Here is a 24,678-nt window from a genome sequence, read left to right as displayed (position 1 = left end):
TGCAGCCGGATCTCATCCGGCTACCACTCCACGTTGCTCATTGTTCTTCAACAGCATATTTACCTTTATGGCGCATGAAGTCTGACCACTCCTGCAACCTGTCTATCCGCAGTTGCAGCGGGTTCAGCAAGCTGGCAACCAGGTTCAGCACCAAGAGCAATGTCGAATACGTCGAGGAAGCTGTTATTGAGGAAAGCCTGTCAATCATCACCGTCAATAACAGCTGAATCCTGTTCAGAAAATTGCCGAAGTTGAAGAGTGCGGAAGCGGAGGACGCGTATATGCCTGTCAAACGATACAGCTCCAGCGTTTGCGGTTCAGGATCTCCTCTATACGGTCTCCTGAAATCGAAGGGGGAGGTCCCGGAACCCGAAGGAGGCTTTTGCGGTGAGTAGCCATACGCCTCTATTTTTTGTTTTCTTGCTGCAACGATGCGGTAGAACATTGGATGAATCCCTCGCTCCATCGAGGAGACGTTCAATCTGTACCGTTCAACTGTTTTCAGGTTGGTGCGGCACTGGTCAATGAAATAGCTGACGACTCCGGAAACGTTGTAAAAGCTGCAAATGGCAAAGTGAGGTTGGTGGAAGTCGAAAGGAGCGCACCCCAAAGTATCAACAGCCACCCGTCGATAACGCGTCACGCCTGGCTTGGCCTCAATGAAAACCTGCCGAAGGTCTCGGCCTTGATCGACGCAGGCAAGCACTCCCGCCCGTACCGACTCCACATCATCCACCAAGGACTGAAATCTGGAGAGATCGGCGTCAGCCTCTTCAGTCAACTTCTGCGCATAGGCACCTAGCACCTTTGATGTCTCAGGGGTGGAGTGAGTGATGAAATCCCTGTGGAGCACCTCGTTCAAGAACAATTTGTATGCGCGCAACGAAATAAAATCATCTTCCTGAAAAAACAGGGCATCCCTGCTCTCGTCGCTCATAGGCGCCTCCTGTGAATATTCAATCCCGAGTCATAGAATCATTAAATAACCGTGCATCAAGTGGCTCGACGCACGGCCATTCAAGGGCGGTATGAAACGTAAGAATTACAGATAAGAAAGCTGATTCAGGTAACCGACAAAACCATTGGCGGTAGAGAAAAATTCTGAAATCTGCTTATTCAAGGGCATAGCCTGATGAGCCTTCATCGAGCTCAAGAAACCCGACACTGTTTTGTCGATTTTTTCGAACTCCGCCACGTAGAGCTTGCGCTGCTCATTCATCTCGCCAAACACTTCGATCAGCTTGATCTTGTCGGCAGTGATTCGTGCGCTGCGCTTTTCGGCAGCGATTTGCGCCTGCACCTCCAAAGTCTTATCACGAAGTACCTGATTCTGTTTTACCATCAAGACAAAGGAAACACTCTTAACTGCGCCCTCCAGGTCCTGTTTCACTTTTTCGATCGCTGCCAGCACAAGATCAACCTGAGATGGCTTTGCACCAAGTTTTTTGACCGTTTCAACACTCAATTCGATATTTTTGGTAATACCGGAAATTCCGAGCTTATTGAGTTCATCCACAGCTTCGTTGATGACTGCACGTTTTTTTTCAAGATCAGTCAGGCTGGAATCCAAACGTTCCAGTACGACTTCACGCTCTGAAACGTCATTAATCAACGAGGCTTTGAATCCCTGCACGGTCGTCTCGTCGTAGTCTGCGTTGATATTATTGAGGTTCTCACTCAACGAGTTGGAGACTTCACCGACGGATGCCTGTGCCTCATTCAACAACACAGCCTGCTCGCCATGAATTTCATCGACCTCTTCGGAACCTTCTTGCAGCTCTTCATCGAGCGACATCAACTGTCCAAGTGTGGATTTAAGTAAAAATTCGGTTTTCAGAGCCTTTTCCCTGACCACATTGGAGCAGCTCGAAATATCGACCGAAAGTGTTTTAAACTTTTCGCTCAAGTCCGGAAGATAATCAGTTTTCATAAACAACAACTTTGCTTCCACCGCACTGTTTCGCAGCTTCGAACTGCTGTCCTGCAAGACATCGGTTTGCACGCCAGGGTACATATCACTTTGCATTAAAGACCTCCTTGATCTTTTTCCTTGAAAACCGTACTCCCTCATGTATTCCATTTCCGCCTCGCGGAATAATTCAACAAGTTCATCCGCACTGTCGTAGATTGCGCGCCATGGCGCAGCGACCAAACGAAATTGGGTAATGAAGCCGAACAACCGAACGCCGCCTTCGATCTTCGAGATCGCTTTTCCGGAGCTTTCGATATAGGTATGGAGCACATTCCAGGTATGAACCACGTTATTTGTCGCCACTTCAGCATCCAGAGCGACCGTCTGCATATCCTGCATGTCACCTCTGATCCGCGCGATCGAGCCCAGGGTCTTGGACTTGCTCTCAAGGTTCTTGATGGCTGCTTCCTGGAGGCGCCTCAGATCATTGCGCCGGGATCGAACACCTTCGGCTTCGACTCCGATATAGATGGCAACCCCCAATCCTATGGGCGAAAGTTTGCTCGCTGACTCAAGCGATTTCATGACCAGCGCTTTGTACTCTTTATTCAACTCATCAATCTGATTAGCGCGTTCCTTGATCTCGTTATTCAAACTCTCGATATCCGCCGCGTACGTATTGCTCTCAAGAGCCAGCGCCAGCAACTTGATCGTGGGAATGATATCGTTAGTCAGTTGTCGACTAAACGTATTTAGATCGGTTTTGATTTCAACGGCCGTCTGCAGATGCTCCTTGACCTGTTCGAAGATCAGATCCAGAACATCCCCCAGATTCGGGATGGTGTCCTCTTCCAACGCAAGATCCGGGAACGGTTTGCCTTCTTTCACTTCCCAGTCACGCAATTCCTTGTAGTTGGTGATTTTGTGCGTGCCCAGCGTCTTGGCCAGCTTTATGTCAGCGAAAATTTCCTCAACCGAAGTAAGGTATACCTCCATGCTCAAAGCAAACATTTTCAAGTGGGCTCCCGTCAGCATGATGCGAGAGCGCAGGGGGGACCACAAACTGGCATGCGAGTTTATCTTCGTAAAAGAGGCGAGAAAGTCTTCCGTTGTGAAACCCTTGCCACCGTCTTCGTCGCCAAAGTTCAGATAGGTCGCAAGGGATCGCTCGTTGGTCGGAAGTGCCAGCCCTACGGCTTCGTACTTTCGCAGGGAAATGATTTGGGCTTTGGTCAGTATCAAACCGTTTGGGCGAGTAATGTCATTCGTGCCCCCGGTCGACAAAGACATTAGTGATTGGGGGACAACGGCTGCAAGATCTGCAATTTCTTCGTGATTTTTGCCTTCCAGGCTCTTTTCCCACAACATAGCGGACATAGCGACTCCTTTCTAAAATTTGACGCTTAACCAGACTATTTAACTTTCATAGCCTGCTTATCGCCATAAATTGAGAAAAGAAAGTAAGCAACCCGCCAATGCCGATCAAGCGATTAAATATATGAAAATATGATAGTTAGAAAACCGGGATGAAACCCCAGCAAAAAAACATCAAACTCAGCGACTAACGAGAGCCACTGAAACTTCAATCAACATCTACACACCAACACCCAGAGCCTGCATTTGACAGTAATGACAAATAAAACCCCGCAACTTCCAGTATCAGCTTTTTGTGCAAAAATCATTTCCCACATAACGAGCAACAGCCGAGTCACACGGTAACAGTTTTTGCTCGAATACCGACACACCATCCAGATCGCGCAACACCACGTTCAACTCCCCCGTCTGTCCATCGATATTCACCTCGCCGAAAAACTGAAATCCGGCAAACGGCGAGGCGTTATGCACAGGGGAGGCCTTCTCGAATACCACTTCAGGGCCAAAGGTCATATCCAGCGAGTCAGGCCCGAAACTGCCCGCATTCAACGGCCCGGCAATAAACTCCCAGAACGGTTCGAAGTCCTGGAACGCCGCCCGATCCGGGTGGTAATGATGGGCCGCGCAGTAATGCACATCCGCCGTCAGAAACAGGAAATTGCGCACCTGCTGCGCCCGCAGGAAACCGAGCAGTTCGGCGATTTCCAGTTCGCGACCCCGGGCAGGTCCAGGGTCGCCGTTGGCCACCGCTTCCCACCGCGTGACACCGGGGCTGACTTCACCGTCAGGCGCGCCAAGGCCGATGGACATGTCAGTAGCGATCACTTTCCATCGCGCGTTCGAGGCCTGCATTTCGCGCTTGAGCCAGTTCAGTTGCTCACGCCCGAGAAACGGCCTGGCTTCGCCAAGGTTGTCGTCGTTTGCCCCGCGATAACTGCGCATGTCCAGCACGAACACATCCAGCAGCGGCCCGTAACCGAGCTTGCGATAGATCCGCCCGCCACCCTCGGCACTCTGCAAGCGCATCGGCGCGTATTCGAGCCAGGCCTGACGCGCGCGGTCCACCAGGCTGTGGATATCTTTGCTCTGGTATCGTGCATCCGGCTTTTTGCCCGGTGACCAGTTGTTCATCACTTCGTGGTCGTCCCACTGCCAGATCTGCGGGACCTCGGCATTGAAGCGGCGAATGTTTTCGTCCATCAGGTTGTAGCGGTAATTGCCGCGATACTCATCGAGGGTCTCGGCGACTTTGCTCTTGGCCTCGGTGGTGATGTTGCGCCACACCCGGCCGCCTTCCGCGCTGAGCTGCGCCGGGATCGGGTTGTCGGCGTAAATGGTATCGCCGCTGTGGATAAAGAAGTCCGGCAGGCGCCGGCGCATCGACTCGTAGATGCGCATGCCGCCAATGTCCGGGTTGATACCAAAGCCTTGGCCGGCCGTGTCGCCACTCCAGACAAACCGGATGTCGCGCCGGGTCTGCGGCACGCTGCGCAAGTGACCGAACCAGGGTTCACTGGCAACACCGCTCTGGGCGTCTTCAAATTGCACTCGATAGAAAATCGCCTGGTCGGCGGGCAGCCCGGTGAGTTCGACCCGGGCAGTGAAATCGGTGCGCGCATCAGCCAGGGGCGAGACGAATCGTCGAGGGTCGGGAAACAAGCTGCGGGTGTCCCACTCCACCACCATCCGTGCGGGGCGGTCGCAGCGGCTCCAGATGATCGCCCGGTCACCCAGCAGGTCGCCAGACTGCACGCCATCGGTGAGTTGCGGCCGATCCTTGACCGAAGCGATCACCGCCGGCGCCAGCCCCGGCAACAACAACCCGGCGCCGACCGCTTGCACGACACGACGGCGCCCGAGGTTGAAATCGCTCATGGGGTTCTCCCTGAAATGGAAAACCAATGCATGGCCCTATGACCCAGACATGACACAAATCCTTCCCACACCCTACCACCCTGTGGGAGCGGGCTTGCTCGCGAAAGCGGAGTGGCAGCGAAGTTGATGTCAACTGACATTCCGCTTTCGCGAGCAAGCCCGCTCCCACACTTATTGGTGTCAGGCCTTGGCCGGCTCCAGTGCCAGCTCCACCGTCTCCGGACGCTTCACCAACGCATACACCACCGCCGTCAACAGACTCCCCGCGACAATCGCCAGCAGATACAACAGCGCATGGTTGATCGCATTCGGGATCGCCAGCACGAACAAACCGCCGTGGGGCGCCATCAATTTACAGCCAAAATACATCGACAACGCACCGGTCAGCGCACCGCCGGCGATACTTGCCGGAATCACCCGCAACGGATCTTTTGCGGCAAACGGAATCGCCCCTTCGGAGATGAAACATAGCCCCAGCACCAGCGCCGCTTTGCCGGCTTCGCGTTCAGTCTGCGCAAACTTGCGTCGGGCAATGAACGTGGCGATGCCCAGGCCAATCGGCGGCACCATGCCGGCGGCCATGGTCGCCGCCATCGGCGCGTAACTCTGCGATGCCAGCAAGCCGACCGAGAAGGCATAGGCCGCTTTATTGATCGGCCCGCCGAGGTCGACGCACATCATTCCACCCAGCAGCACACCGAGCAGGATCGCGTTGGTGGTGCCCATGCTGTCGAGGAAATGCGTGAGTCCGGCGAGCATTCCGGCCACCGGTTTGCCAACCACGTAAATCATCACCAGACCGGTGAACAGACTCGCCAGCAACGGAATGATCAGGATCGGTTTCAACGCCTCAAGGCTCTGGGGTAAACGCGCGTATTTATTGATCGCCCTGGCCGCATAACCGGCGAGGAACCCGGCGATGATCCCGCCGATGAAACCCGCGCCCAAGGTGCTCGCCAGCAGTCCGCCGATCATCCCCGGAGCGAGGCCGGGACGGTCGGCAATGGAATAGGCGATATAGCCTGCCAGCAACGGCACCATCAGCTTGAATGCAGTGTCGCCACCGATCTGCATCAACGCCGCCGCCAACGTGCCCTCTTCCTTGAACGCGGTGATGCCGAACACGAACGACAAGGCGATCAGCAAGCCGCCGGCGACCACCATCGGCAACATGAACGACACGCCGGTCAGCAGGTGTTTGTAAACGCCGGTTTTTTCCTGCTTGACCGTTGTATTGGCAGCGCCTGATGCGCTTTCCTGCTGGCCTTCGGCCAAGGCTTTTTTCAAGGTTGCTTCGGCTTGCTTGAGGGCAATACCGGTGCCACAGCGATAGATTTTCTTGCCGGCGAAACGCTCGGTGGCGACTTCGATATCGGCCGCCAACAGCACCACATCGGCCTCGGCAATCGCCGCTGCGCTCAGTGGATTGCGCGCACCGACCGAGCCCTGGGTTTCCACCTGCAGGTCATAGCCCAGGCGTTTGGCCGCTTGCTGCAAAGCCTCGGCGGCCATGAACGTGTGAGCGACGCCCGTCGGGCATGCGGTGACGGCCACCAGTCGCGGCGCGTTCCGGGCTACAGCCACTGGCTCGATGACCGCTTCAGAAGCGGCGTAAACCTGCGCTTCCTGCGCACCACGTTGCAGCACGGCTTCCACGTCTTGCAGGGCCTGGGCCGGGGTGCTCTGGAACACTCGCTTGCCAACAAACCGCGCCATGTCCACGGGCGCGCTGGTCACCAGCAGCACCCACTCGGCCGCATCGAGGGTGGCCGCCGACAATTGCTTTTCCGGATGTGCGACATCGGTGATTTCGACACTGGTGCTCCAGCCCTGACGCTGGGCCGCGGCATCAAGCAACCGGGCACACAGCACACTGGTGACCATGCCGTTCGGGCAGGCCGTGATGATGGCTAACTTCATGACAAACCCTCTTATTGTTCTGTCAGGGGACGCACGCGCACACCCTGTTCGAGCTGCGCCAGTTGCGCTGCATCGCCAATGCCGAATCCGATCTGGGTCACTGCCATCGCGGCAATCGCCGTGGCGGTGCGCAAGGTTTGCTCCGGTGTATCGGCACTGAGCAAACCGTGAAGCATCCCCGCCAGCAACGAATCACCCGCGCCCACCGTGCTGGCGACGCTGACCCTGGGTGGCGTGGCATGCAGAGCCGAGCCGACGCTGAACCAGTTCACGCCTTCGGCGCCGTGGGAAATCACCACATGCTCGATGCCTTGGGCGTGCAAACGCTCCGCTGCCAAGGCCTGGGCACTGACCGACACGACCTCGCAGTCCAGCACCTCGGCCAGCTCTTCGGCGTTGGGTTTGATCAGCCAGGGTCCCGCTTTGAGCGCTGCACGCAACGCATCGCCGCTGGTATCGAGGGCAACGTTCAGACCCAGCGCCTTCAAGCGCAAAATCAGTGCCTGCAACCACTGCGCACTGACGCCCAAGGGCAAGCTTCCGGCGACCACCACCGCATCGTGCCCCGGGGCAATCTGCTCCAGTCGATCGATCAAGGCCTGCTGCGCCGCTTCGCTGACCTGCGGCCCCGGTCCGTTGATGTCGGTGATGCGTCCGTCGCTTTCCGCCAGTTTGATGTTGCTGCGGGTTTCACCGGGAACGCGGATGAAGGCGTCGGCAAAACCGCGTTTGGCGAACAGCGTTTCAAACGCTTGCAGGTTGTCTTCGCCAAGAAAACCACTGACGGTCAACTGATGCCCGAGGTCGGCCAGCACTTGCGCCACGTTCACACCTTTACCGGCGGCGTGGGTGTGCATGACATCGCTGCGATTGACCTGGCCGGCTTCAAGGCGCGGCAACTGCACGGTCAGGTCCAGCGCCGGGTTGAGGGTCAGGGTGAGAATCCGTGCCATTACAGGGCCTCCACGAGTGCGCGCACTTCATTGGCGCTGCCCACGGCCAAGGCCTGTCGGGCAAGGGTTTGAGTCTGAGTGAAGCCCAGTTCGCGAATCCGCGCCTTGACCTCGGCAATACTGCGCGCGCCCACACTGAGCTCATCCACCCCGAGGCCGACCAGTACCGGCACCGCCAGCGGGTCGGCTGCCAGCTCGCCGCACACGCCGACCCATTTGCCGTGGGCATGGGCCGCGCGTACGGTGATGTCGATCAGTTGCAGCACCGCCGGATGCAAGCCATCGGCCTGGGCCGACAGCGTCGGATGGCCACGGTCGATGGCAAGCGTGTATTGGGTCAGGTCGTTGGTACCGACGCTGAAAAAGTCGACCTCTTTGGCCAGTACAGGCGCCAGCAAGGCCGCCGACGGCACTTCGATCATGATCCCCAGTTGCAGGTCGGCAACCGGGATTTCCAGGCGCAGACGTTCGGTCATGTCACGGGCCTGGCGCCACTCGTCAACGCTGCCGACCATCGGGAACATGATCCGTAGCGGACGGTTGTCGGCAGCCCGCAGCAAGGCACGCAGTTGCGCTTCCATGATCTGCGGGCGCTGCAAGGTCAGGCGAATGCCACGCACGCCGAGAAAGGGGTTTTCTTCCTTCGCAATCGGCCAGTACGGCAGCGGTTTATCGCCACCGACATCGAGAGTACGCACCACCAGCGGTCGCCCGGCCAGACCGTCGAGGACGCGGCGGTACTCGACTTCCTGGGTCGCCTCGTCGGGCGCTTGCGGGTGGGCCATGAAAATCAGTTCGGTGCGCAACAGGCCGATACCTTCGGCGCCCTGCTCCACCGCACTGGTGACGCCGGCACTTTCGCCGATATTGGCGAACACTTCGACGGCATGGCCGTCGGTGGTCAGTGCCGGCTGGTGGCGTTGCTCGGCGGCTGCCTTCAAGCGCTGCTCGCGGGTATCGCGTTCGGTCGTGGCGCGCTGCAAGGTCATCGCGTCAGCGTCCACATGCAGACGCCCACGCTGGCCATCGAGCAGCAATGGCGTACCCGACGCCAGCAGCAACACGCCGGGGCCGGCGCCGACCAATGCCGGAATTCCCAGGGCCCGGGCAACAATCGCACTGTGCGCCGTAGCGCCGCCCCGTGCGGTGAGAATCCCGGCCACGCGAGCCGGGTCCAGACGCGCGACGTCGGACGGGCCGACCTCGTCCATCACCAGAATGTACGGTTGATCCGGCTCGCTCGGGGTTTCGATGCCACTGAGTTGCAGCAATACGCGACGCCCGATGTCGCGCAAGTCGGCAGCGCGCTCGGCGAGCAAGGCATCCTGCAACGCTTCCTGCTGCAGGGCCGCCGCTTCAATCACGACCATCCACGCAGCCTCCGCGCTTTCGCCCTGCTTGAGACGCGTATCGACCTCATCGGTCAGTTCCGGGTCGTCGAGCATCTCCTGGTGGGTGATGAAGATTTCGCGAATGGCTTTGCTTTTGCTGCGTTCGATCAATCCCTGGATGTCCCGGCGCACCTGCGCCAGCGCGTGCTGGAGACGTTCACGCTCGATGGCGGCGGATTCACCGCGCAACGGGTAATCGATGCTTTGCAGGACTTGAATATGCGCCGGACCGATGGCAATGCCCGGGGCGGCGGCAATGGCCTGGACCACGCTGCCGGATATCGGGGCGAGGATCACTTCGGCCATATCGGCAACGACTTCCCGTACCTGGCTGACTGGCGGCAGCGGCTCGACTTCTTCACCGAGGCCTTCTTCGATGGCGGCCAACAGGGCCGGCAATGCATCAGCCGCGATGCCCGGTTCGGCGATGAATTCCAGGACCTGCCCGCGACGGGCGCCGAGGCTGAGCAGTTTGCTCAGGCTCTTCACCGACACCGCGCTGTCGTGGCCGTCGACGATCCGCACGCGGATTTCACCCTCAAAACTTTTCGCCAGTTGCGCGAGGATCTTCGCCGGCCGCGCATGCAAACCATGGGCATTGGCCAAGGCAATGCGCGCACTGGGCCAGTCGGCGGGCACTTCACCACCGAGCACTTCGAGAACTTTGCGACTGCTGGTGGCCCGCCCCAACTCATGGCCACGGCCTTCGATCAACAACGCGCACAGGCGCTCGAGCAGGGCTTGATGGGCTTCACCGAGGCTGGCCAGGCAGAACAGTCCATTGAGCGGCTGGCCGAGATAGCGCAGTGGTTTGTCCGGGGTGACGAAGGCCAGACCGGGGCGTTTCACCGTTTGCTCGCTGTGCAGCCACCACAGGCCATCGCCCAACGGCAACGCTTCAACCTGTTGCAGCACGGCGGAAAAACCATTGCTCACGCAGTCGGCCTGGCGCAACAAACGTGCGCCACGCCACACCAGCTCCTCGAAATCTTCGGCCGCCACACCGAGGCCGATCATCTGCGCATCCAGCGCCAGCTCCTGCGGCGCGCCTTGCAGCAATTTCAGCAGCGCTTCAGCGGAACCGGCGCGACGCAGGGCCTGGCCCAGGTCAGTCTCGCCGAGGGCGCGGGTCAGCAATTGCAACAGGCGCAGATGCTCATCGGATTTGGCAGCGATACCGATCGCCAGGTAAACGATATGACCGTCGCCCCAGTCCACACCTTCAGGGAACTGCATCAGGCGCACACCGGTGGTGAACACCAGGTCGCGGGTTTCGGGGGTACCGTGGGGGATGGCAATACCTTGACCGAGAAAGGTCGAGCCCTGGGCCTCCCGCGCCTGTAAACCGGCCAGATAACCCTCGGCAACCAGGCCGTCGGCGACCAGATGCCGAGCCAGCAATTGCAGCGCTGCGGATTTATCCACAGCCGACTGGCCCATGGAAATCTGCTCTACAGTGAGCTCGAGCATGCTTTCTCCTTTTTGGCGCCTTGGGGCACCAGGTATTGTTTTGAATGAGTCAGCTTAGGCGCTTGGTCATCGCTTTTGGCGGTTTCACGGCAGAACCGGCCAAAGGCACCTAATACGTAGAAAATACGCCTGCTGAAACGTTTAATCTAGATCGATTGGCACGTTACTCGATATTGGCCCATCCTTGAAGTCCAACTTGTCGGATGCGTTGCGACAATGGTCGCCTGCCTTAATCGGTTAGGATTGACGAAAATGTCGAGGCAATCTCGAAAAAACAAGGAAACAGCGGGTTGAAACTCAGTGATATTGCCCAGTTGGCCGGTGTGTCCGTCACCACCGCCAGCTATGTCATCAATGGCAAGGCCGAACAACAGCGCATCAGTAGCGCCACCGTCGAACGCGTGCGCGCGGTCGTCGAACAACATGGCTTCACGCCTAACCCACAGGCCGCCGGCTTGCGCAGCCGACACACGCGCACGTTGGGGTTCATTCTGCCGGATCTGGAAAACCCCAGTTACGCGCGAATCGCCAAATTGCTCGAACAAGGCGCACGCGCCCGCGGTTATCAGCTGCTGATCGCCAGTTCCGACGATGCCCCGGACAGCGAGCGGCAATTGCTGCAACTGTTCCGCGCCCGGCGCTGCGACGCGCTGATCGTTGCCAGCTGCCTGCCGGCCGGCGACGACAGCTATCATCAGTTGCAAGCCAAGGGCATACCGATCATTGCCATCGACCGGGTCATGGAGCCCGAGCACTTCTGCTCCGTGATCAGCGACGACCGCGAGGCCAGCCTGCAACTGACCCGCAGCCTGCTGGAGCCGCAGCCCAAACAGATCGCCCTGATCGGTGCCCGCCCGGAACTGAGCATCAGCCGGGAACGCGCCGCGGGCTTCAATGAGGCCCTCACCGGGTTCAACGGCGAAGTACTGATCGAAGAAGGCGAATCCTTCAGCCGCGAGTGCGGCAAACAATTGATGGAAGAGTTGCTGCTGCGCCTGGGCCATTTGCCCGATGCGTTGGTGACCACCTCCTACGTGCTGCTTCAGGGCGTGTTCGATGCGCTGCACGACTTCCCGTTGAAAAACCGCCCGCTGCGCCTCGGCACATTCGGTGACACCCAGTTGCTGGACTTCCTGCCATTGCCGGTCAATGCCATGGCGCAACAACACCAGTTGATCGCCGACAAGGCCCTCGCGCTGGCCCTGGCAGCCATTGAGCAGTCGGATTACCGGCCCGGCGTACAAGCCATTGCGCGCACGTTCAAGCAGCGTATTCGCCAGGACTGAACCGTGGAGCTGATCGATACCCACACCCATCTGGATTTTCCGGACTTCGACGCTGACCGCCAGGCGTTGCTGGCCGAAAGCCGCGCCCTCGGGGTGCGGCGGATCGTGGTGCTGGGGGTTTACCAGGCCAATTGGCAACGGGTCTGGGAGTTGGTGCAGAGTGACCCCGACCTGCACGCCGCGTTCGGGCTGCATCCGGTGTATCTGGACGATCATCGCCCGCAACACCTGAGCGAACTCGGTGACTGGCTGACCCGTCTGGCCGGCCATCGGCAACTGTGTGCAGTGGGCGAGATCGGCCTGGACTACTTCATCGAATCCCTCGACCGCGACCGCCAACAGGCGTTGTTCGAGGCACAATTGCAACTGGCGGCGGACTTCAATCTTCCGGCATTGATCCATGTGCGGCGTGGCCATGCGGCGGTGATTGCCACACTTAAACGGTTTCGCCTGAAACGTGCCGGGATCATCCACGCCTTCGCCGGCAGCAAGGAGGAGGCGCGGGAATACATCAAGCTCGGTTTCAAGCTCGGCCTTGGCGGTGCCCCGACCTGGCCACAGGCGCTGCGCATGCACCGCGTGCTCGCTGAGCTGCCTCTGGATTCGGTGGTGCTGGAAACCGACTCGCCGGACATGGCGCCCGCCATGTTCCCCGGCCAGCGCAACAGCCCGGCACACTTGCCGGCGATCTGCGCGGCGCTGGCCGGCATCATGGCGATCAGCCCCAAGCAATTGGCCGCGGCCAGTACAGCCAATGCCTGCGAGTTGTTTAACTGGTCATAACTGCCAGCACCCGCCAACTGTGGGAGCGGGCTTGCTCGCGAAAGCGATCTTTCAGTCACATTAATGTTAGATGTGCCGCCGTCTTCGCGGGCAAGCCCGCTCCCACAGGGTCCCGAGGAGAATTTCAGACCCGGAACGCACTGATCAACTGTTTCAACTCCACGACCTGAGCCGACAACGCCCGGCTGGCGTCTTCGGTCTGGTGCGCACCTTCAGCGGTACGTTCACCGGCGCGATTGATCTCGACGATGTTCTGGTCGATATCGTGGGCCACGGCGGTTTGTTGCTCCACCGCGGCGGCAATCTGCTGGTTCTGGTCGACGATCATGCCGACCGCTCCCAGAATATTTTCCAGCGCCCGCTGGACCTTCTCCGACTGCCCCACCGTGCCGTTGGCCATTTCATGGCTGGTGCCCATGGCCTTGACCGCCGCGCCGACTCCGCCATGGAGCTTGGCGATCATCTGCTCGATTTCTTCGGTCGATTGCTGGGTACGCTTGGCCAGGGTCCGGACTTCATCGGCGACCACGGCGAAACCGCGCCCCTGCTCACCGGCCCGGGCGGCCTCGATAGCGGCATTGAGTGCCAGCAGGTTGGTCTGCTCGGCGATGCTCTTGATCACTTCCAGAACACGGCTGATGGACTGGCTGTCGCTGGCCAGTTGATTGATCACCCGCACCGACTGATCGATTTCGATGGCCAGTGCGGCAATGCTGCCTTGCTGCGACTCCACCAGACCGCGACCGCTGATGGTTTCGTCGTTGACACTGTGGGCGCTGCTCACCGCCGCAGCAGCACTGCGCGCGACCTCCTGGGAAGTGGCCGACATCTGGTTCATCGCCGTAGCCACTTGTTCGATCTGTGTGCGCTGCCCGGCGACGGCCTGGTTGCTTTGCGCGGAAACGTTTTGCACCTGACCGGCCTGGCGCTCGACTTCACTGACGGTCTGCCCCACCCGTTCGATCAGGTCATGGATTTTCTTCACGGTGCCGTTGAACACCTCACCCAACTCGCCCAGTTCGTCACGGCTATGGGCGCTGAAGGTCACGGTCATGTCGCCGGCCGCCACCTTGTCCATCACCGCTCCAAGGCGCTTGAGCGTGGTGCGGGTCGAGACATAGAAAGCGCCGTAGAGATAAAAGATCAACACGAATACGACTGATAACGCCACGGCCTGCAAGACCATGTGCGTGCGATTCTGGTCCAGGCGTTGCTGCAACTGCGGGCCCAGATACTTGAGGGTTGCTTCGTTGAGTTGGTAAGTCTGATCCATCAGGGCGCTGACCTGATCGTAAAAGCCCTGCCACGGCGCATCGAGGGTATCGGCCATGACCACTTGCTCTTCGAACAGCTCGCTGGCCTTCTTCAAGGATGCCCGGCTGCTATCGGCCTGAGCGGCCAGGGTATCGCGGGCGGCGTTGCTGGCCCCCAAGGCGTCCTGCAACTTCAGGCCATATTCGGCCTGGAGCTTTTCAATCTGCGCCAGCAATTCATCGAAACGGGTACTCGACGCCGAGTTGATGAAACCCTGCCCCAACGAGTAAGACCCCATTGCCCGACCTTCGCCCAGAATCTGGGTGACACGTGGTGTGACGAGGGTGACGAGTTCGCTCAACTGGCGCATGTCGCTCTGGTTGTCGCGGCTGAGGCCGGACTGGCTGGTGATGAGCTGGCTGAAAATCTGCGCGCTGCCCACAAGCTTGCCGATCAGGGCGCTTTTGCTCTGCAGGGAGTTTTCCATTTGCTGGGCCTTGAACCCGGCGATCATCTCATCGCGCTTGCCATCAAACACCGCGACCTGCTCCGGGTCGCTGGTCATCGCCGTCAGCCCTTGCAGGCGAGTCAGAATATTCTGTTCGAGGGTGCTGATTTTCGATTCGACATTGCCGGCCTTCCCGGATTGGCCGAGGCTGACATTGATCTGCACCAGGTTGTTCAGGGTTTCCAGATCGCGCCGTAACGCCAGGCTGCTGCCCAACAGGTCGAGACTTTGCAGTTCGATGCGCGTGCCCTGGAATTCGCGGTAGGAGTCACGCACCAGATAGAAGTTGGTCACCAGCATCGGCACCAGGAACAGTACGCTGATCAGGCTGAACTTCATGCCGAAGCTCAGGCGATTCATCAGTGCGACAGCGGGATAGAGCAAGCTCTTCACTGGATGTCTCCCTTCAATTTCTTATTTTTTTTATTGGCAGGCGCAGACAGACAGCAGATAGCCACTATGCGGCGCTATCTCTGTATAACTTAAATCGGCAGGAAGTTTTGTAACTTAAGGTTAACGACAGGGCGAAGCACTTCAGGCAAGTGATCACCCTGTGGCGGGGGGGGGGGCAAGCCCCCTCGCCACAATGGCTCAGTGCAGGACTAATGCAAGACCGTCCACAACGCAAACCCGGCATACCAGAGGACCGCCGCACGCAGCAGCAGCGCCCAGATGCGGTCCAGGTTGTTGATACCTTCCACGCCGGCCACCGGTGCCGGAATTTCACCGGCCACAAGCCCGACCTTCACGATCAATTGCGCGGCGCTGATGTTCCAGTTCAGCAGTTCATGCAGCATCACCCGACTGACCGCGACAAAATTGCCGACCAACGCCAGGCTCGCCGCCAGCAGACGCACCGGCAACCAGTCGAAGGCGTGACGCAGTTGCCCGGCGCGCTCGACCAGCGCCGGGTTTTTCCCGTGTTCTTCGGCCAGCGCCAGCAGCCGATAACTCAGCGCCGCGACCGGCCCCAACAGGAAGTACCAGAAAATCACCGCGAAAAAGCTCTGGTAGGCCTCCCACAGCAAATGCCCTTCGACCTGCTCCAGCAACTGCTCGCCACTGTCTGCACAGATATCCAGATCGCGCTTGGCGACAAGGGCCGCTGCTTGCAGATCCTCCCGACGCCAGGCATCGCGGAACGGCCCGAGATCGCCCAGCAGATCACCGCGCCCCAGGCTGTAGATCACGACCAGCAAATGGATCGGCAACGCGAGCAACCCGTAGGCAACCGGCTCGATGACGACCAGCAGCAATCCCAGCAACGCCACCGGCAACAAGACCACCACCGACAACACCAGCCATGGCCGGCCCGAAAGCCGCGGGCTGGCCTCAAGCTTGTTCAGCTCGCGCGTCCAGCCACTGTCACGCTGAACCTGATGGCGCAGGGCCGAGAACTTTTCGATCCACACCGCCAATAGCAACACCAGAAAACTCATTGCCCATCCTCTTGTGCCAGGGCGGCACGATAGCGTGCCCAGTCGAACGCCGGCCCTGGATCGGTTTTGCGCCCGGGTGCAATGTCGCTGTGCCCGCAGATGCGCTCTGTAGTGATCGCCGTGAACGTCCGTTGCAACTGACGGGTCAGGGCCGTCAACGCGCCGTATTGCGCGTCGGTGAACGGCAGATCATCCGTGCCTTCGAGCTCGATGCCCACGGAAAAATCGTTACAGGTTTCCCGCCCCTCGAAGCTCGAGACCCCTGCATGCCACGCACGCTCAAGGCATGAAACAAACTGGGTGACCGTTCCGTCACGCTCGATCAGAAAGTGCGCGGACACCCGCAAATCCGCAATCCCTTCAAAATAGGGATGTTCGGTGACATCCAGGCGATTCTGGAAAAACTCCTGCACCTTGCCCGTGGCGAACTGCGCCGGTGGCAGGCTGATGTTGTGGATCACCAGCAGGGAAATCTCGTCTGTGGGGCGCGCATTGAAGTTGGGTGAGGGGCAGACATGCACACCCTGAATCCAACCGCTCGCGGGGTCCAACTGCATACCGATTCCTTCAACGTCGACTGTGTTGGCACAGTATGCCGCGATATTCCCTCAAGGCGCGATCACTTGCCGCGCTTGAGGCGCTTTAGGTTGCCGATCACCCGCTCGAGAGCTCGCTCGAACAGCAAGGTGTCGTCAAGCACTCGCGCCACGCCATTGCGCAGCTCCAGGGCCAGGTCAGGGCGACTGCGCTCGAGCACTTTCATGCCGGTGCGGTTGACGAAGATGTATTGGCCGGTGGTTGCAATGATAGCCACCAGTTTCCAGCGAAGGCTGTTTTCCGGGTCTTCCTGAAACTCGACCCAACAGCCCGGAAGCATTTTATCGACCTGACGCAACCCCGCATCGTCCGCCAGCAAACGTATCGGCTCACTGTGCACCTGACTTTCGTCAGCCATGTGCAGGACGACAGGCGTCAGCACCTCGATCATCAGCGACGCACTGGCGGATGAGCCACCCGCTGCCTGAACGTGCAAGCTTTCCAGCTCGCTGAAAAATTCGCTGGCGGCAAACGGATCGAACGCCGATGAGTTCAGCCCGTCGCGCAACGACTTGAGCAAATCCGGTACCAGGGCGGCCAACATCCTGGCCGCATCGGACTCGTGGTGACGCTGAACGCTCCAGACCAATTGCTCCAGGGTACGCACATCGGCATGCCACTCTGCCGACTGATCGCCATGCTTGAGGTACGTCAGCAGCAGTACTTTGCTCCAGGCCTCCTGGACAAACCCCAGCACGCCTTGCGGCAGGAACTTGCCAAACAACGCCTGATTCAGCACCTGCTCGACACGCTGGCGGGCCAGCCCGGTCTTGGCCCGTCCTTCCTCGGCATCACGAATGCGCTGCTCGAGCAGCTCGCTGCGACGGCGCTCGTCCTGGGTAAACGCGAGAAAGTCGGCCAGCAGTTCGGAAAATATCGCGGGGTCATCGACAAAGTCATTCAACAAACGCTGTACGACCTGATCGATGCGCACGTACAGGCTGTCACGCTGATGATCGTCACAGGCGTCCCAACCCATTGCCGCGCTGGCGATTTCGTTGAGCAGGCGTCGTGCCGGATGACTGCTACGACTGAAGAAACTCTTGTCGAGCACCGCCACCTTGACCAGTGGAATCTGCAGTCGGCCGATCAGCGCCTTGAGCGGATCCGGCAGATTGCGATCATCGAGCATGCATTCGAACAGCATGGCGACCAGGTTGATCACATCTTCATCGGCCTCCCCGAGAACCCGCGACCTGCCACTTTTGACGCTGACCCGGGTGAGTAACTGTTCGAGCTGGTTGCGCAGGTCAAAATCGTCCACGACTTCCGGAGCCGGCACGTATTGCTGCAAATGCGACAGCAGGCGCAACAGATCGCGCGTGGATATCGGCAGCGCAGTGGCACTGACTTCCAGCGTTGGCGACAGGCTGCCGCGAACGTTGAACAGCAGGGCCTGCAACGCGGCGAAAACCTCCTGGACATTGTCATCGATGGGCAAGCAGGCCGCGGTGACGGCCCCATCGGTCGATTCGACGAAGGCGCTGTCGGGTCGGCCCGTGGCACTACGCATCGGGGCCGGTTTAAGGTCAGGCAACACACCGGTTGCGAGCAGCAGTTGATTGGCTTCAGCGTAAAGCCGATCGGTGTCGCTCAGGACATAACGCTCGAACAACCCGAGGATGATCAGCTTGACCTTGATCTCCAGCCCCAGCTGGCGTGCAGCCTGCAAGAAGTATTCGCAGAGCATCGCCGGGCTCATGGGGTTGTGCAGATCGCCCAGCGCCTTGCCTGACAAGGCGCAGAGTCGGGCCGTCAGTTGATCCAGGACCAACCCGTCGCGGTCCAGCACCCGGCTGACCATCGCATCCACCGCGACTGAACGCTCCCGCTCGTCATCGGTTTGCGCCAAGGATGCATTGGCCGCCAAGGCCTGGGGCATGGCGGCAATGGCAGGGTCGTATTGGGCAAGCCGGATGAACGCACCGAAGAACTGCTCGAGAAACACCCGCTCGATGCTTTTGTGCTTGAGACGCAAATCGCGCATTGTTTGAAAGAAGATGTTCTGCTCAACGTCACAGCGAGCTCGGTCGGCCATTTCGAAGAGGGTGTCGTCGGCGTTATCGAACAACGCCTGCAATCCGTGTCGCAGCTGTTGTGCGGCCTTGTCGCGGACCTGGAGAAGAATCGCCGGCAGTCGGGCGAGTGGCGAGTGAGCCACCTGGTCGGTAGTTGCCTTGTGCAAAGGCACTACATTCCCGTCGTTGTGCATTCGGCCTCCCTGGAACGGTAATGCTTCGAATCGTCAAATCGATGACGTCAAATACAAGGCGAATTATCTTGTAAAAGCTCACCCTTGCGCCAGAAGACTCTGCACCTCATCTCAAACAGGCGTTTGCTCGGTATCGATGGCCCACACCGACACCCTCAGGGATTCGACCAAATGCAGGCGCCATTGCCAACGTAATGCTCTGATGCCTTGGGTTGGTCCATGCCATGGCCCTATAATCGAGCCACTTTGTTTGTGGAGTCCGTTATGCCGAATCTACGTCTCGCCGATCTGACCGCCGAAATCGAAGCCAACGTGCGCCGTGCGTTGCTTGAAGACATCGGCAGCGGCGACATCACCGCGCAGTTGATCCCGGCCGAACGCCTGGCCACAGCCACCATCATCACCCGCGATGCGGCCGTCATCAGCGGCACCGCCTGGGTGGATAACGTGTTTCGGCAACTGGACCCACGGGTGGCGGTGCACTGGCAGGTAGCCGACGGTGAACGGGTGACGCCCAATCAGGTGCTGTTCCACCTCGAAGGCCCGGCACGCTCACTGCTGACCGGCGAACGCAGCGCCCTGAACTTCCTGCAACTGCTCTCGGGCGTCGCCACCCGCGCGCAATACCTGGCGGACTTCGTGGCCGAGACTCAGGTCAAGCTGCTCGACACCCGCAAAACGCTGCCGGGGCTGCGCCTGGCGCAAAAGTACGCCGTAACCTGCGGCGGTTGCCACAACCACCGCATCGGCCTGTATGACGCCTTCCTGATCAAGGAAAACCACATCGCCGCCAGCGGCGGCATCGCGCAGGCCATCGCGGCCGCGCACAAGATCGCCCCGGGCAAGCCGGTCGAGATTGAAGTGGAAAGCCTGGATGAACTGAAAGAAGCGCTCGCGGCCGGTGCCGACATCATCATGCTCGACGAACTGAGCCTGGACGACATGCGCGAAGCCGTGCGCCTGAATGCCGGCAAGGCCAAGCTGGAGGCCAGCGGCGGGATCAACGAGAGCACGTTGCTGCCAATTGCCCGGACCGGGGTGGATTACATTTCGATCGGTGCAATGACCAAGGATGTGAAGGCGGTCGATCTGTCGATGCGTTTGAGTATTTGAGAAGCAGTTAATAGCGACAAGCTGCAAGCTTCAAGCGGATCTGCCTTGACTTGAAGCTTGCCGCTTGAAGCTTGAAGCTTGAAGTTGCTCTCAAACTACCAGATTGTTCATCTCGCAGTATTCTTCCCACTCGACGCCCAGCACCTCGGCCGCTTCTTTGTGCAACTTCAGGCGTTCTGTCTCGTACTCCTCCGGGGTCGAGGTGTACTTGAGCGTCAGCTCCCACGGCTGCAAGCCCTGGGCTTCGGCTTCATCCTCGAAGGCCCATTGAATCTGGTCTTTCTGATCGTCCGGACTCAAGTCCTTGATCTCGTCCATCAATTCGGGCGCGTCCAGCACGTACTTCTTGAGGGCTTCTTCGTGTCTTTTTTCTTGGCTCAATTCTTTTACGGTCATGTTGTTCTCGCTGATCTGGGGAATGGAAGATGGATCTGGATCATCAAGGATCTCTCTGACGCAGAAGAACCGCTTGTAGCCCGGTCTGTCTGGCCTTCAGAACCATTCGGGATCATCTGAAAACTGCTGGGCGAAGCTCATGCAGGCTCCGAATATAGGATGTTTGTCGGACGATTTGCACGTCTCTTTACATCTCCCCACAAAAAGTTGTGCACAGGATGCGCTGATGGCGGCGAGAAGTTCAGACAGCAGCGGGATTTCCAGCCTGAAACGGGAAGTCAGCGATCAGGACCGCGAACCCGACAACCTCAAGCGGACCGTCGAAGACTTGAGCAGAAAGGTGAAATAACCAGAGGGGAGATGGTGCCCGAGACAGGAATCGAACCTGCGACCTTCGCGTTACGAGTGCGCTGCTCTACCGGCTGAGCTACACGGGCGGTGGGCTAAACCTAGCATTGCTATCGAGGTCCGGCAACTTCGCGCAATGTCTCGATGTTTCGCAGACAAAAAAAATGCCCCGCCGTTTTCACGGCGGGGCATTTTTTACAACGCTGAAGCGATCAGGCGTAAGGCGCGATTAAACGCCCGAAGCCTTGGCTGCTGCCACGTCTTTGATGGACAGCTTGATACGACCGCGGTTGTCCACGTCCAGTACCAGCACTTCCACTTCCTGACCTTCTTTCAGGATGTCGGTCACTTTCTCTACGCGAGCGTCGCTCAGCATCGAGATGTGAACCAGACCGTCCTTGCCCGGCAGGATGTTGACGAATGCGCCGAAGTCGACGATGCGCTCAACCTTGCCGACGTAGATCTTGCCGATCTCGGCTTCAGCGGTGATACCCAGAACGCGCTGACGTGCAGCTTCAGCAGCTTCCTTGGTTTCGCCGAAGATCTTGATCGAACCGTCGTCTTCGATGTCGATCGAAGCCTTGGTTTCTTCGCAGATCGCACGGATGGTCGCGCCACCTTTACCGATAACATCACGGATCTTGTCGGTGTCGATCTTCATCGCGATCATGGTCGGAGCGTTGGCCGACAGTTCGGTACGCGACTGGCCAATGATCTGGTTCATCTGGCCGAGGATGTTCAAGCGCGCTTCCAGGGCTTGGCCCAGAGCGATCTCCATGATTTCTTCGGTGATGCCCTTGATCTTGATGTCCATCTGCAGCGCGGTGACGCCTTTGGCGGTACCGGCTACCTTGAAGTCCATGTCGCCCAGGTGGTCTTCGTCACCCAGGATGTCGGTCAGGACGGCGAACTTCTCGCCTTCTTTAACCAGGCCCATGGCGATACCGGCAACCGGCGCCTTCATTGGAACGCCAGCGTCCATCAGGGCCAGGGAAGCACCGCAAACGGAAGCCATCGAGCTCGAACCGTTGGATTCGGTGATTTCCGACACTACACGGATGGTGTACGGGAACACGTCAGCGGCAGGCAGCATGGCCGAAACCGAACGACGGGCCAGACGGCCGTGACCGATTTCACGACGACCAGCACCACCCATGCGACCACACTCGCCCACCGAGAACGGAGGGAAGTTGTAGTGCAGCATGAACGGGTCTTTTTTCTCGCCTTCCAGGGTATCGAGCAGCTGTGCATCACGGGCAGTACCCAGCGTTGCAACGACCAGAGCCTGGGTTTCGCCACGGGTGAACAGAGCCGATCCGTGGGTTTTTGGCAGAACACCGACTTCGATGTTCAACGGACGTACGGTCTTGGTGTCGCGACCGTCGATACGTGGCTTGCCGTTTACGATGTTTTCGCGAACGGTGCGGTATTCGATTTCGCCGAAAGCCGCTTTGACTTCGCTGGAAGAAGGCTGGCCTTCTTCACCGGACAGCTTGGCAACGACCTGGTCCTTCAGCTCGCCCAGGCGAGCGTAACGGTCGGCCTTGACGGTGATGGTGTAGGCCTGGGAGATCGCTTCGCCGAACTCGGCACGGATAGCGCCCAGCAGTTCGGTGGCTTCTGGTGCAGGAGCCCAGGTCCAGGTTGGCTTGGCAGCTTCGGCAGCCAGTTCTTTGACCGCGTTGATCACAACCTGGAACTCGTCGTGAGCAAACAGTACCGCGCCCAGCATCTGGTCTTCGGTCAGCTCTTTGGCTTCCGATTCAACCATCAGCACGGCGTCCGAAGTACCGGCAACGACCATGTCCAGGCTCGAAGCAGCTTGCTGCTCGTAAGTCGGGTTCAGCAGGTAGCCGGTGCTTTCGTGGAACGCAACGCGGGCAGCGCCGATCGGGCCATCGAAAGGAATGCCGGAGATCGCCAGGGCAGCCGAGGTACCGATCATCGCAGCGATGTCCGGATCGGTCTTCTTGCTGGTGGAAACGACGGTGCAGACAACCTGCACTTCGTTCATGAAACCTTCAGGGAACAGCGGACGGATCGGACGGTCGATCAGTCGGGAAGTCAGGGTTTCTTTCTCGGAAGGACGGCCTTCGCGCTTGAAGAAACCGCCAGGAATCTTGCCGGCAGCGTAAGTCTTTTCCTGGTAGTGAACAGACAGAGGGAAGAAGCCCTTGCCTGGATCGGCTTGCTTGGCACCGACTACGGTCACCAATACGCTGACGTCGTCGTCAACGGTGACCAATACTGCGCCGGAGGCCTGACGGGCGATACGGCCAGTCTCGAGGGTAACGGTCGACTGACCGAACTGGAATTTTTTGATTACCGGGTTCACGGTGTCCTACCTTCTTTGTGGCTCTTGGGGGAACTGGTTTCTTGCGAAATTCTTGGGCAATGTCGGGAATCGGCCCGACCGGCTTGTCCAGGTGTTACTCAGGCAAAGCAGGTATCCAGATAAAACTTGAGGCTGGGAGCCTGCCATGCGCCGGCGGGAAACCCGCTGGCGCACGACAGACAACCAACCTCTAGCGCAATCGCTTATTAGCGACGCAGACCCAGGCGACCGATCAGAGTCTGATAGCGACCCAGATCCTTGCCTTTCAGGTAGTCCAGCAGCTTACGACGCTGGTTAACCATGCGGATCAGACCACGACGGGAGTGGTGGTCTTTACCGTTGGCCTTGAAGTGACCTTGCAGCTTGTTGATGTTGGCGGTCAGCAGTGCAACTTGCACTTCTGGCGAACCAGTGTCACCAACAGCTTGCTGGTAGTCAGCAACGATTTGAGCTTTTTCTTGAACGTCGAGAGCCATGAGGCAATCCTTTTATCAGGAAACTGTTTGTCGAAAAACAGTTTCAACAGGCCAGGGACAAATCCCTGTATCTAAAAATGAGTAGTGACCGTGCCTGTTAACAGCCACCCTCGTTCGGTCATTCTGACCGAATCAGTCGACGCGGCGCGATGCGCCCGTCTTCGCTCACTTCACCGATACCGATGAAGCGACCATTGTGATCCTGTACCCGCACCATGCCGAACTTCGGTGCATCCGGGGCACGTACCGGCTGGCCGTTGAGCCAGTAGAACGCACTCGCTTCCGAGAACTGCAACAGTGGCCAATCCAGCAGGCCGCTGTCCGATGGCATCAGGAAGCGATCGACCGCTTCGTTGCCGCCTTCGGCATGTACAGCTTCCAGCTCTTCGAGAGTAACCGTCTGCGCCAGGGTGAATGGCCCGGCCTGGGTACGTCGCAGTTCAGCAACGTAAGCGCCACAACCGAGTTGCTCACCGATATCCTCCACCAGGGTACGGATATAGGTGCCTTTGCTGCAATCCACCGCCAGCCGCGCAGTATCTCCTTCGAAGGCCAGCAATTCCAAGCGCGTAATAGTAACAGAACGCGGTTCGCGCTCCACTACTTCGCCTGCACGAGCCAGCTTGTACAGCGGCTGGCCATCACGCTTGAGCGCCGAGTACATCGGCGGTATCTGACTGATTTGCCCACGAAATTTCGGCAGTACAGCCTCGATATCGGAGCGACCAACGGTCACCGGGCGCTCCTGCAAAACTTCACCTTCGGCATCCGCCGTGGTGGTGGTCTTGCCCAGTTGCGCCAGGGTTTCGTAACCCTTGTCGGAGTCGAGCAGGTATTGCGAGAACTTGGTGGCCTCGCCGAAGCACAGCGGCAACACGCCGGAGGCCAAGGGATCGAGACTGCCGGTATGACCTGCCTTTTCGGCGTTCAGCAACCAGCGAACCTTCTGCAAGGCCGCGTTGGAGGTGAACCCCAGCGGCTTGTCGAGAAGGATAATGCCGCTGACGTTGCGACGGATACGTTTGACCTGAGCCAC

General features: G+C 58.9%; 18 protein-coding genes and 1 tRNA gene. 4 read left to right on the top strand and 15 right to left on the bottom strand.

Going from position 1 to position 24,678, the window contains the following annotated elements; all coding sequences use genetic code 11:
• Positions 1–37: 37 nt before the first annotated feature.
• The 6 genes from AC3WN7_RS09730 to ptsP form a co-directional block, all read right to left on the bottom strand.
• On the bottom strand, positions 38–937 hold the full coding sequence (locus AC3WN7_RS09730) for a hypothetical protein (RefSeq protein ID WP_102674684.1): 900 nt from the start codon (positions 935–937) through the stop codon (positions 38–40).
• Between the two features lie 105 nt (positions 938–1,042).
• The gene (locus AC3WN7_RS09725; protein WP_102674685.1) at positions 1,043–3,289 is read right to left on the bottom strand and encodes an alpha-xenorhabdolysin family binary toxin subunit A; all 2,247 of its coding nucleotides are present in this window, start codon (positions 3,287–3,289) and stop codon (positions 1,043–1,045) included.
• Positions 3,290–3,571: 282 nt separating this feature from the next.
• A complete protein-coding gene (locus AC3WN7_RS09720; protein WP_102674686.1) occupies positions 3,572–5,161 on the bottom strand; it encodes an alkaline phosphatase D family protein in 1,590 nt (529 codons plus the stop codon).
• Positions 5,162–5,341: 180 nt separating this feature from the next.
• Positions 5,342–7,081 (bottom strand): PTS fructose-like transporter subunit IIB, encoded by a 1,740-nt coding sequence (locus tag AC3WN7_RS09715; RefSeq protein WP_102674687.1) that lies wholly within the window; start codon positions 7,079–7,081, stop codon positions 5,342–5,344.
• A gap of 11 nt (positions 7,082–7,092) precedes the next feature.
• On the bottom strand, positions 7,093–8,034 hold the full coding sequence (gene pfkB, locus AC3WN7_RS09710; protein WP_102674688.1) for a 1-phosphofructokinase: 942 nt from the start codon (positions 8,032–8,034) through the stop codon (positions 7,093–7,095).
• On the bottom strand, positions 8,034–10,895 hold the full coding sequence (gene ptsP, locus AC3WN7_RS09705) for a phosphoenolpyruvate--protein phosphotransferase (RefSeq protein WP_102674689.1): 2,862 nt from the start codon (positions 10,893–10,895) through the stop codon (positions 8,034–8,036). Before ptsP ends, pfkB begins: the two co-directional genes overlap by 1 nt.
• A 290-nt stretch (positions 10,896–11,185) precedes the next feature.
• On the opposite strand from ptsP, the gene cra reads away from it, so the two are divergent.
• Together cra and AC3WN7_RS09695 are read left to right on the top strand one after the other, a co-directional pair.
• Positions 11,186–12,181, top strand: coding sequence for a catabolite repressor/activator (gene cra / locus AC3WN7_RS09700; protein WP_095965936.1), 996 nt, complete (start codon positions 11,186–11,188; stop codon positions 12,179–12,181).
• A gap of 3 nt (positions 12,182–12,184) precedes the next feature.
• Positions 12,185–12,964 (top strand): TatD family hydrolase, encoded by a 780-nt coding sequence (locus AC3WN7_RS09695; RefSeq protein WP_102674690.1) that lies wholly within the window; start codon positions 12,185–12,187, stop codon positions 12,962–12,964.
• 124 nt (positions 12,965–13,088) lie between these two features.
• Here the strand turns inward: AC3WN7_RS09695 and AC3WN7_RS09690 are convergent, their stop codons facing one another.
• The 4 genes from AC3WN7_RS09690 to AC3WN7_RS09675 all read right to left on the bottom strand — a co-directional run bounded on the left by AC3WN7_RS09690 (position 13,089) and on the right by AC3WN7_RS09675 (position 18,974).
• Positions 13,089–13,793, bottom strand: coding sequence for a methyl-accepting chemotaxis protein (locus AC3WN7_RS09690; RefSeq protein ID WP_492575265.1), 705 nt, complete (start codon positions 13,791–13,793; stop codon positions 13,089–13,091).
• A 1,535-nt stretch (positions 13,794–15,328) separates the two neighbouring features.
• Positions 15,329–16,165, bottom strand: coding sequence for a regulatory signaling modulator protein AmpE (ampE, locus tag AC3WN7_RS09685; RefSeq protein WP_102674118.1), 837 nt, complete (start codon positions 16,163–16,165; stop codon positions 15,329–15,331).
• Positions 16,162–16,722 carry a 1,6-anhydro-N-acetylmuramyl-L-alanine amidase AmpD gene (gene ampD, locus AC3WN7_RS09680; RefSeq protein WP_095965940.1) on the bottom strand — a complete coding sequence of 187 codons (561 nt, stop codon included), beginning with the start codon at positions 16,720–16,722 and terminating at the stop codon, positions 16,162–16,164. Before ampD ends, ampE begins: the two co-directional genes overlap by 4 nt.
• Positions 16,723–16,784: 62 nt before the next feature.
• Positions 16,785–18,974: a DUF1631 domain-containing protein gene (locus AC3WN7_RS09675; protein WP_102674119.1), complete on the bottom strand. Its 2,190-nt coding sequence runs from the start codon at positions 18,972–18,974 to the stop codon at positions 16,785–16,787.
• Positions 18,975–19,238: 264 nt separating this feature from the next.
• On the opposite strand from AC3WN7_RS09675, the gene nadC reads away from it, so the two are divergent.
• On the top strand, positions 19,239–20,087 hold the full coding sequence (gene nadC / locus AC3WN7_RS09670; RefSeq protein ID WP_015093443.1) for a carboxylating nicotinate-nucleotide diphosphorylase: 849 nt from the start codon (positions 19,239–19,241) through the stop codon (positions 20,085–20,087).
• Positions 20,088–20,177: 90 nt separating this feature from the next.
• Here the strand turns inward: nadC and AC3WN7_RS09665 are convergent, their stop codons facing one another.
• Positions 20,178–20,483 carry a DUF6388 family protein gene (locus tag AC3WN7_RS09665; RefSeq protein ID WP_102674120.1) on the bottom strand — a complete coding sequence of 102 codons (306 nt, stop codon included), beginning with the start codon at positions 20,481–20,483 and terminating at the stop codon, positions 20,178–20,180.
• Between the two features lie 226 nt (positions 20,484–20,709).
• On the opposite strand from AC3WN7_RS09665, the gene AC3WN7_RS09660 reads away from it, so the two are divergent.
• Positions 20,710–20,832, top strand: coding sequence for a hypothetical protein (locus AC3WN7_RS09660; protein ID WP_256585663.1), 123 nt, complete (start codon positions 20,710–20,712; stop codon positions 20,830–20,832).
• Positions 20,833–20,844: 12 nt separating this feature from the next.
• Here AC3WN7_RS09660 and AC3WN7_RS09655 read toward each other — a convergent pair.
• From AC3WN7_RS09655 to truB, 4 genes are all read right to left on the bottom strand, one after another.
• Positions 20,845–20,920 (bottom strand) — tRNA-Thr (locus tag AC3WN7_RS09655).
• Positions 20,921–21,060: 140 nt separating this feature from the next.
• A complete protein-coding gene (gene pnp, locus AC3WN7_RS09650; RefSeq protein WP_007915263.1) occupies positions 21,061–23,166 on the bottom strand; it encodes a polyribonucleotide nucleotidyltransferase in 2,106 nt (701 codons plus the stop codon).
• 206 nt (positions 23,167–23,372) lie between these two features.
• Positions 23,373–23,642 (bottom strand): 30S ribosomal protein S15, encoded by a 270-nt coding sequence (gene rpsO / locus AC3WN7_RS09645; protein ID WP_015093441.1) that lies wholly within the window; start codon positions 23,640–23,642, stop codon positions 23,373–23,375.
• Between the two features lie 118 nt (positions 23,643–23,760).
• On the bottom strand, positions 23,761–24,678 hold the full coding sequence (gene truB, locus AC3WN7_RS09640) for a tRNA pseudouridine(55) synthase TruB (protein WP_007973105.1): 918 nt from the start codon (positions 24,676–24,678) through the stop codon (positions 23,761–23,763).

It is taken from the genome of Pseudomonas sp. FW305-70, assembly GCF_058783925.1.
Note: the sequence above shows the minus strand (reverse complement) of the source record. Positions and strands in the feature narration are given on the sequence as shown.

What these genes read in the sequence shown, in the direction of transcription:
- AC3WN7_RS09730 (WP_102674684.1), bottom strand. Translation starts at nt 937, where the DNA reads ATGAGCGACGAGAGCAGGGATGCCCTGTTTTTTCAGGAAGATGATTTT.
- AC3WN7_RS09725 (WP_102674685.1), bottom strand. Translation starts at nt 3,289, where the DNA reads ATGTCCGCTATGTTGTGGGAAAAGAGCCTGGAAGGCAAAAATCACGAA.
- AC3WN7_RS09720 (WP_102674686.1), bottom strand. Translation starts at nt 5,161, where the DNA reads ATGAGCGATTTCAACCTCGGGCGCCGTCGTGTCGTGCAAGCGGTCGGC.
- AC3WN7_RS09715 (WP_102674687.1), bottom strand. Translation starts at nt 7,081, where the DNA reads ATGAAGTTAGCCATCATCACGGCCTGCCCGAACGGCATGGTCACCAGT.
- pfkB (WP_102674688.1), bottom strand. Translation starts at nt 8,034, where the DNA reads ATGGCACGGATTCTCACCCTGACCCTCAACCCGGCGCTGGACCTGACC.
- ptsP (WP_102674689.1), bottom strand. Translation starts at nt 10,895, where the DNA reads ATGCTCGAGCTCACTGTAGAGCAGATTTCCATGGGCCAGTCGGCTGTG.
- AC3WN7_RS09690 (WP_492575265.1), bottom strand. Translation starts at nt 13,793, where the DNA reads ATGTCGGCCACTTCCCAGGAGGTCGCGCGCAGTGCTGCTGCGGCGGTG.
- ampE (WP_102674118.1), bottom strand. Translation starts at nt 16,165, where the DNA reads ATGAGTTTTCTGGTGTTGCTATTGGCGGTGTGGATCGAAAAGTTCTCG.
- ampD (WP_095965940.1), bottom strand. Translation starts at nt 16,722, where the DNA reads ATGCAGTTGGACCCCGCGAGCGGTTGGATTCAGGGTGTGCATGTCTGC.
- AC3WN7_RS09675 (WP_102674119.1), bottom strand. Translation starts at nt 18,974, where the DNA reads ATGCACAACGACGGGAATGTAGTGCCTTTGCACAAGGCAACTACCGAC.
- nadC (WP_015093443.1), top strand. Translation starts at nt 19,239, where the DNA reads ATGCCGAATCTACGTCTCGCCGATCTGACCGCCGAAATCGAAGCCAAC.
- AC3WN7_RS09665 (WP_102674120.1), bottom strand. Translation starts at nt 20,483, where the DNA reads ATGACCGTAAAAGAATTGAGCCAAGAAAAAAGACACGAAGAAGCCCTC.
- AC3WN7_RS09660 (WP_256585663.1), top strand. Translation starts at nt 20,710, where the DNA reads ATGGCGGCGAGAAGTTCAGACAGCAGCGGGATTTCCAGCCTGAAACGG.
- rpsO (WP_015093441.1), bottom strand. Translation starts at nt 23,642, where the DNA reads ATGGCTCTCGACGTTCAAGAAAAAGCTCAAATCGTTGCTGACTACCAG.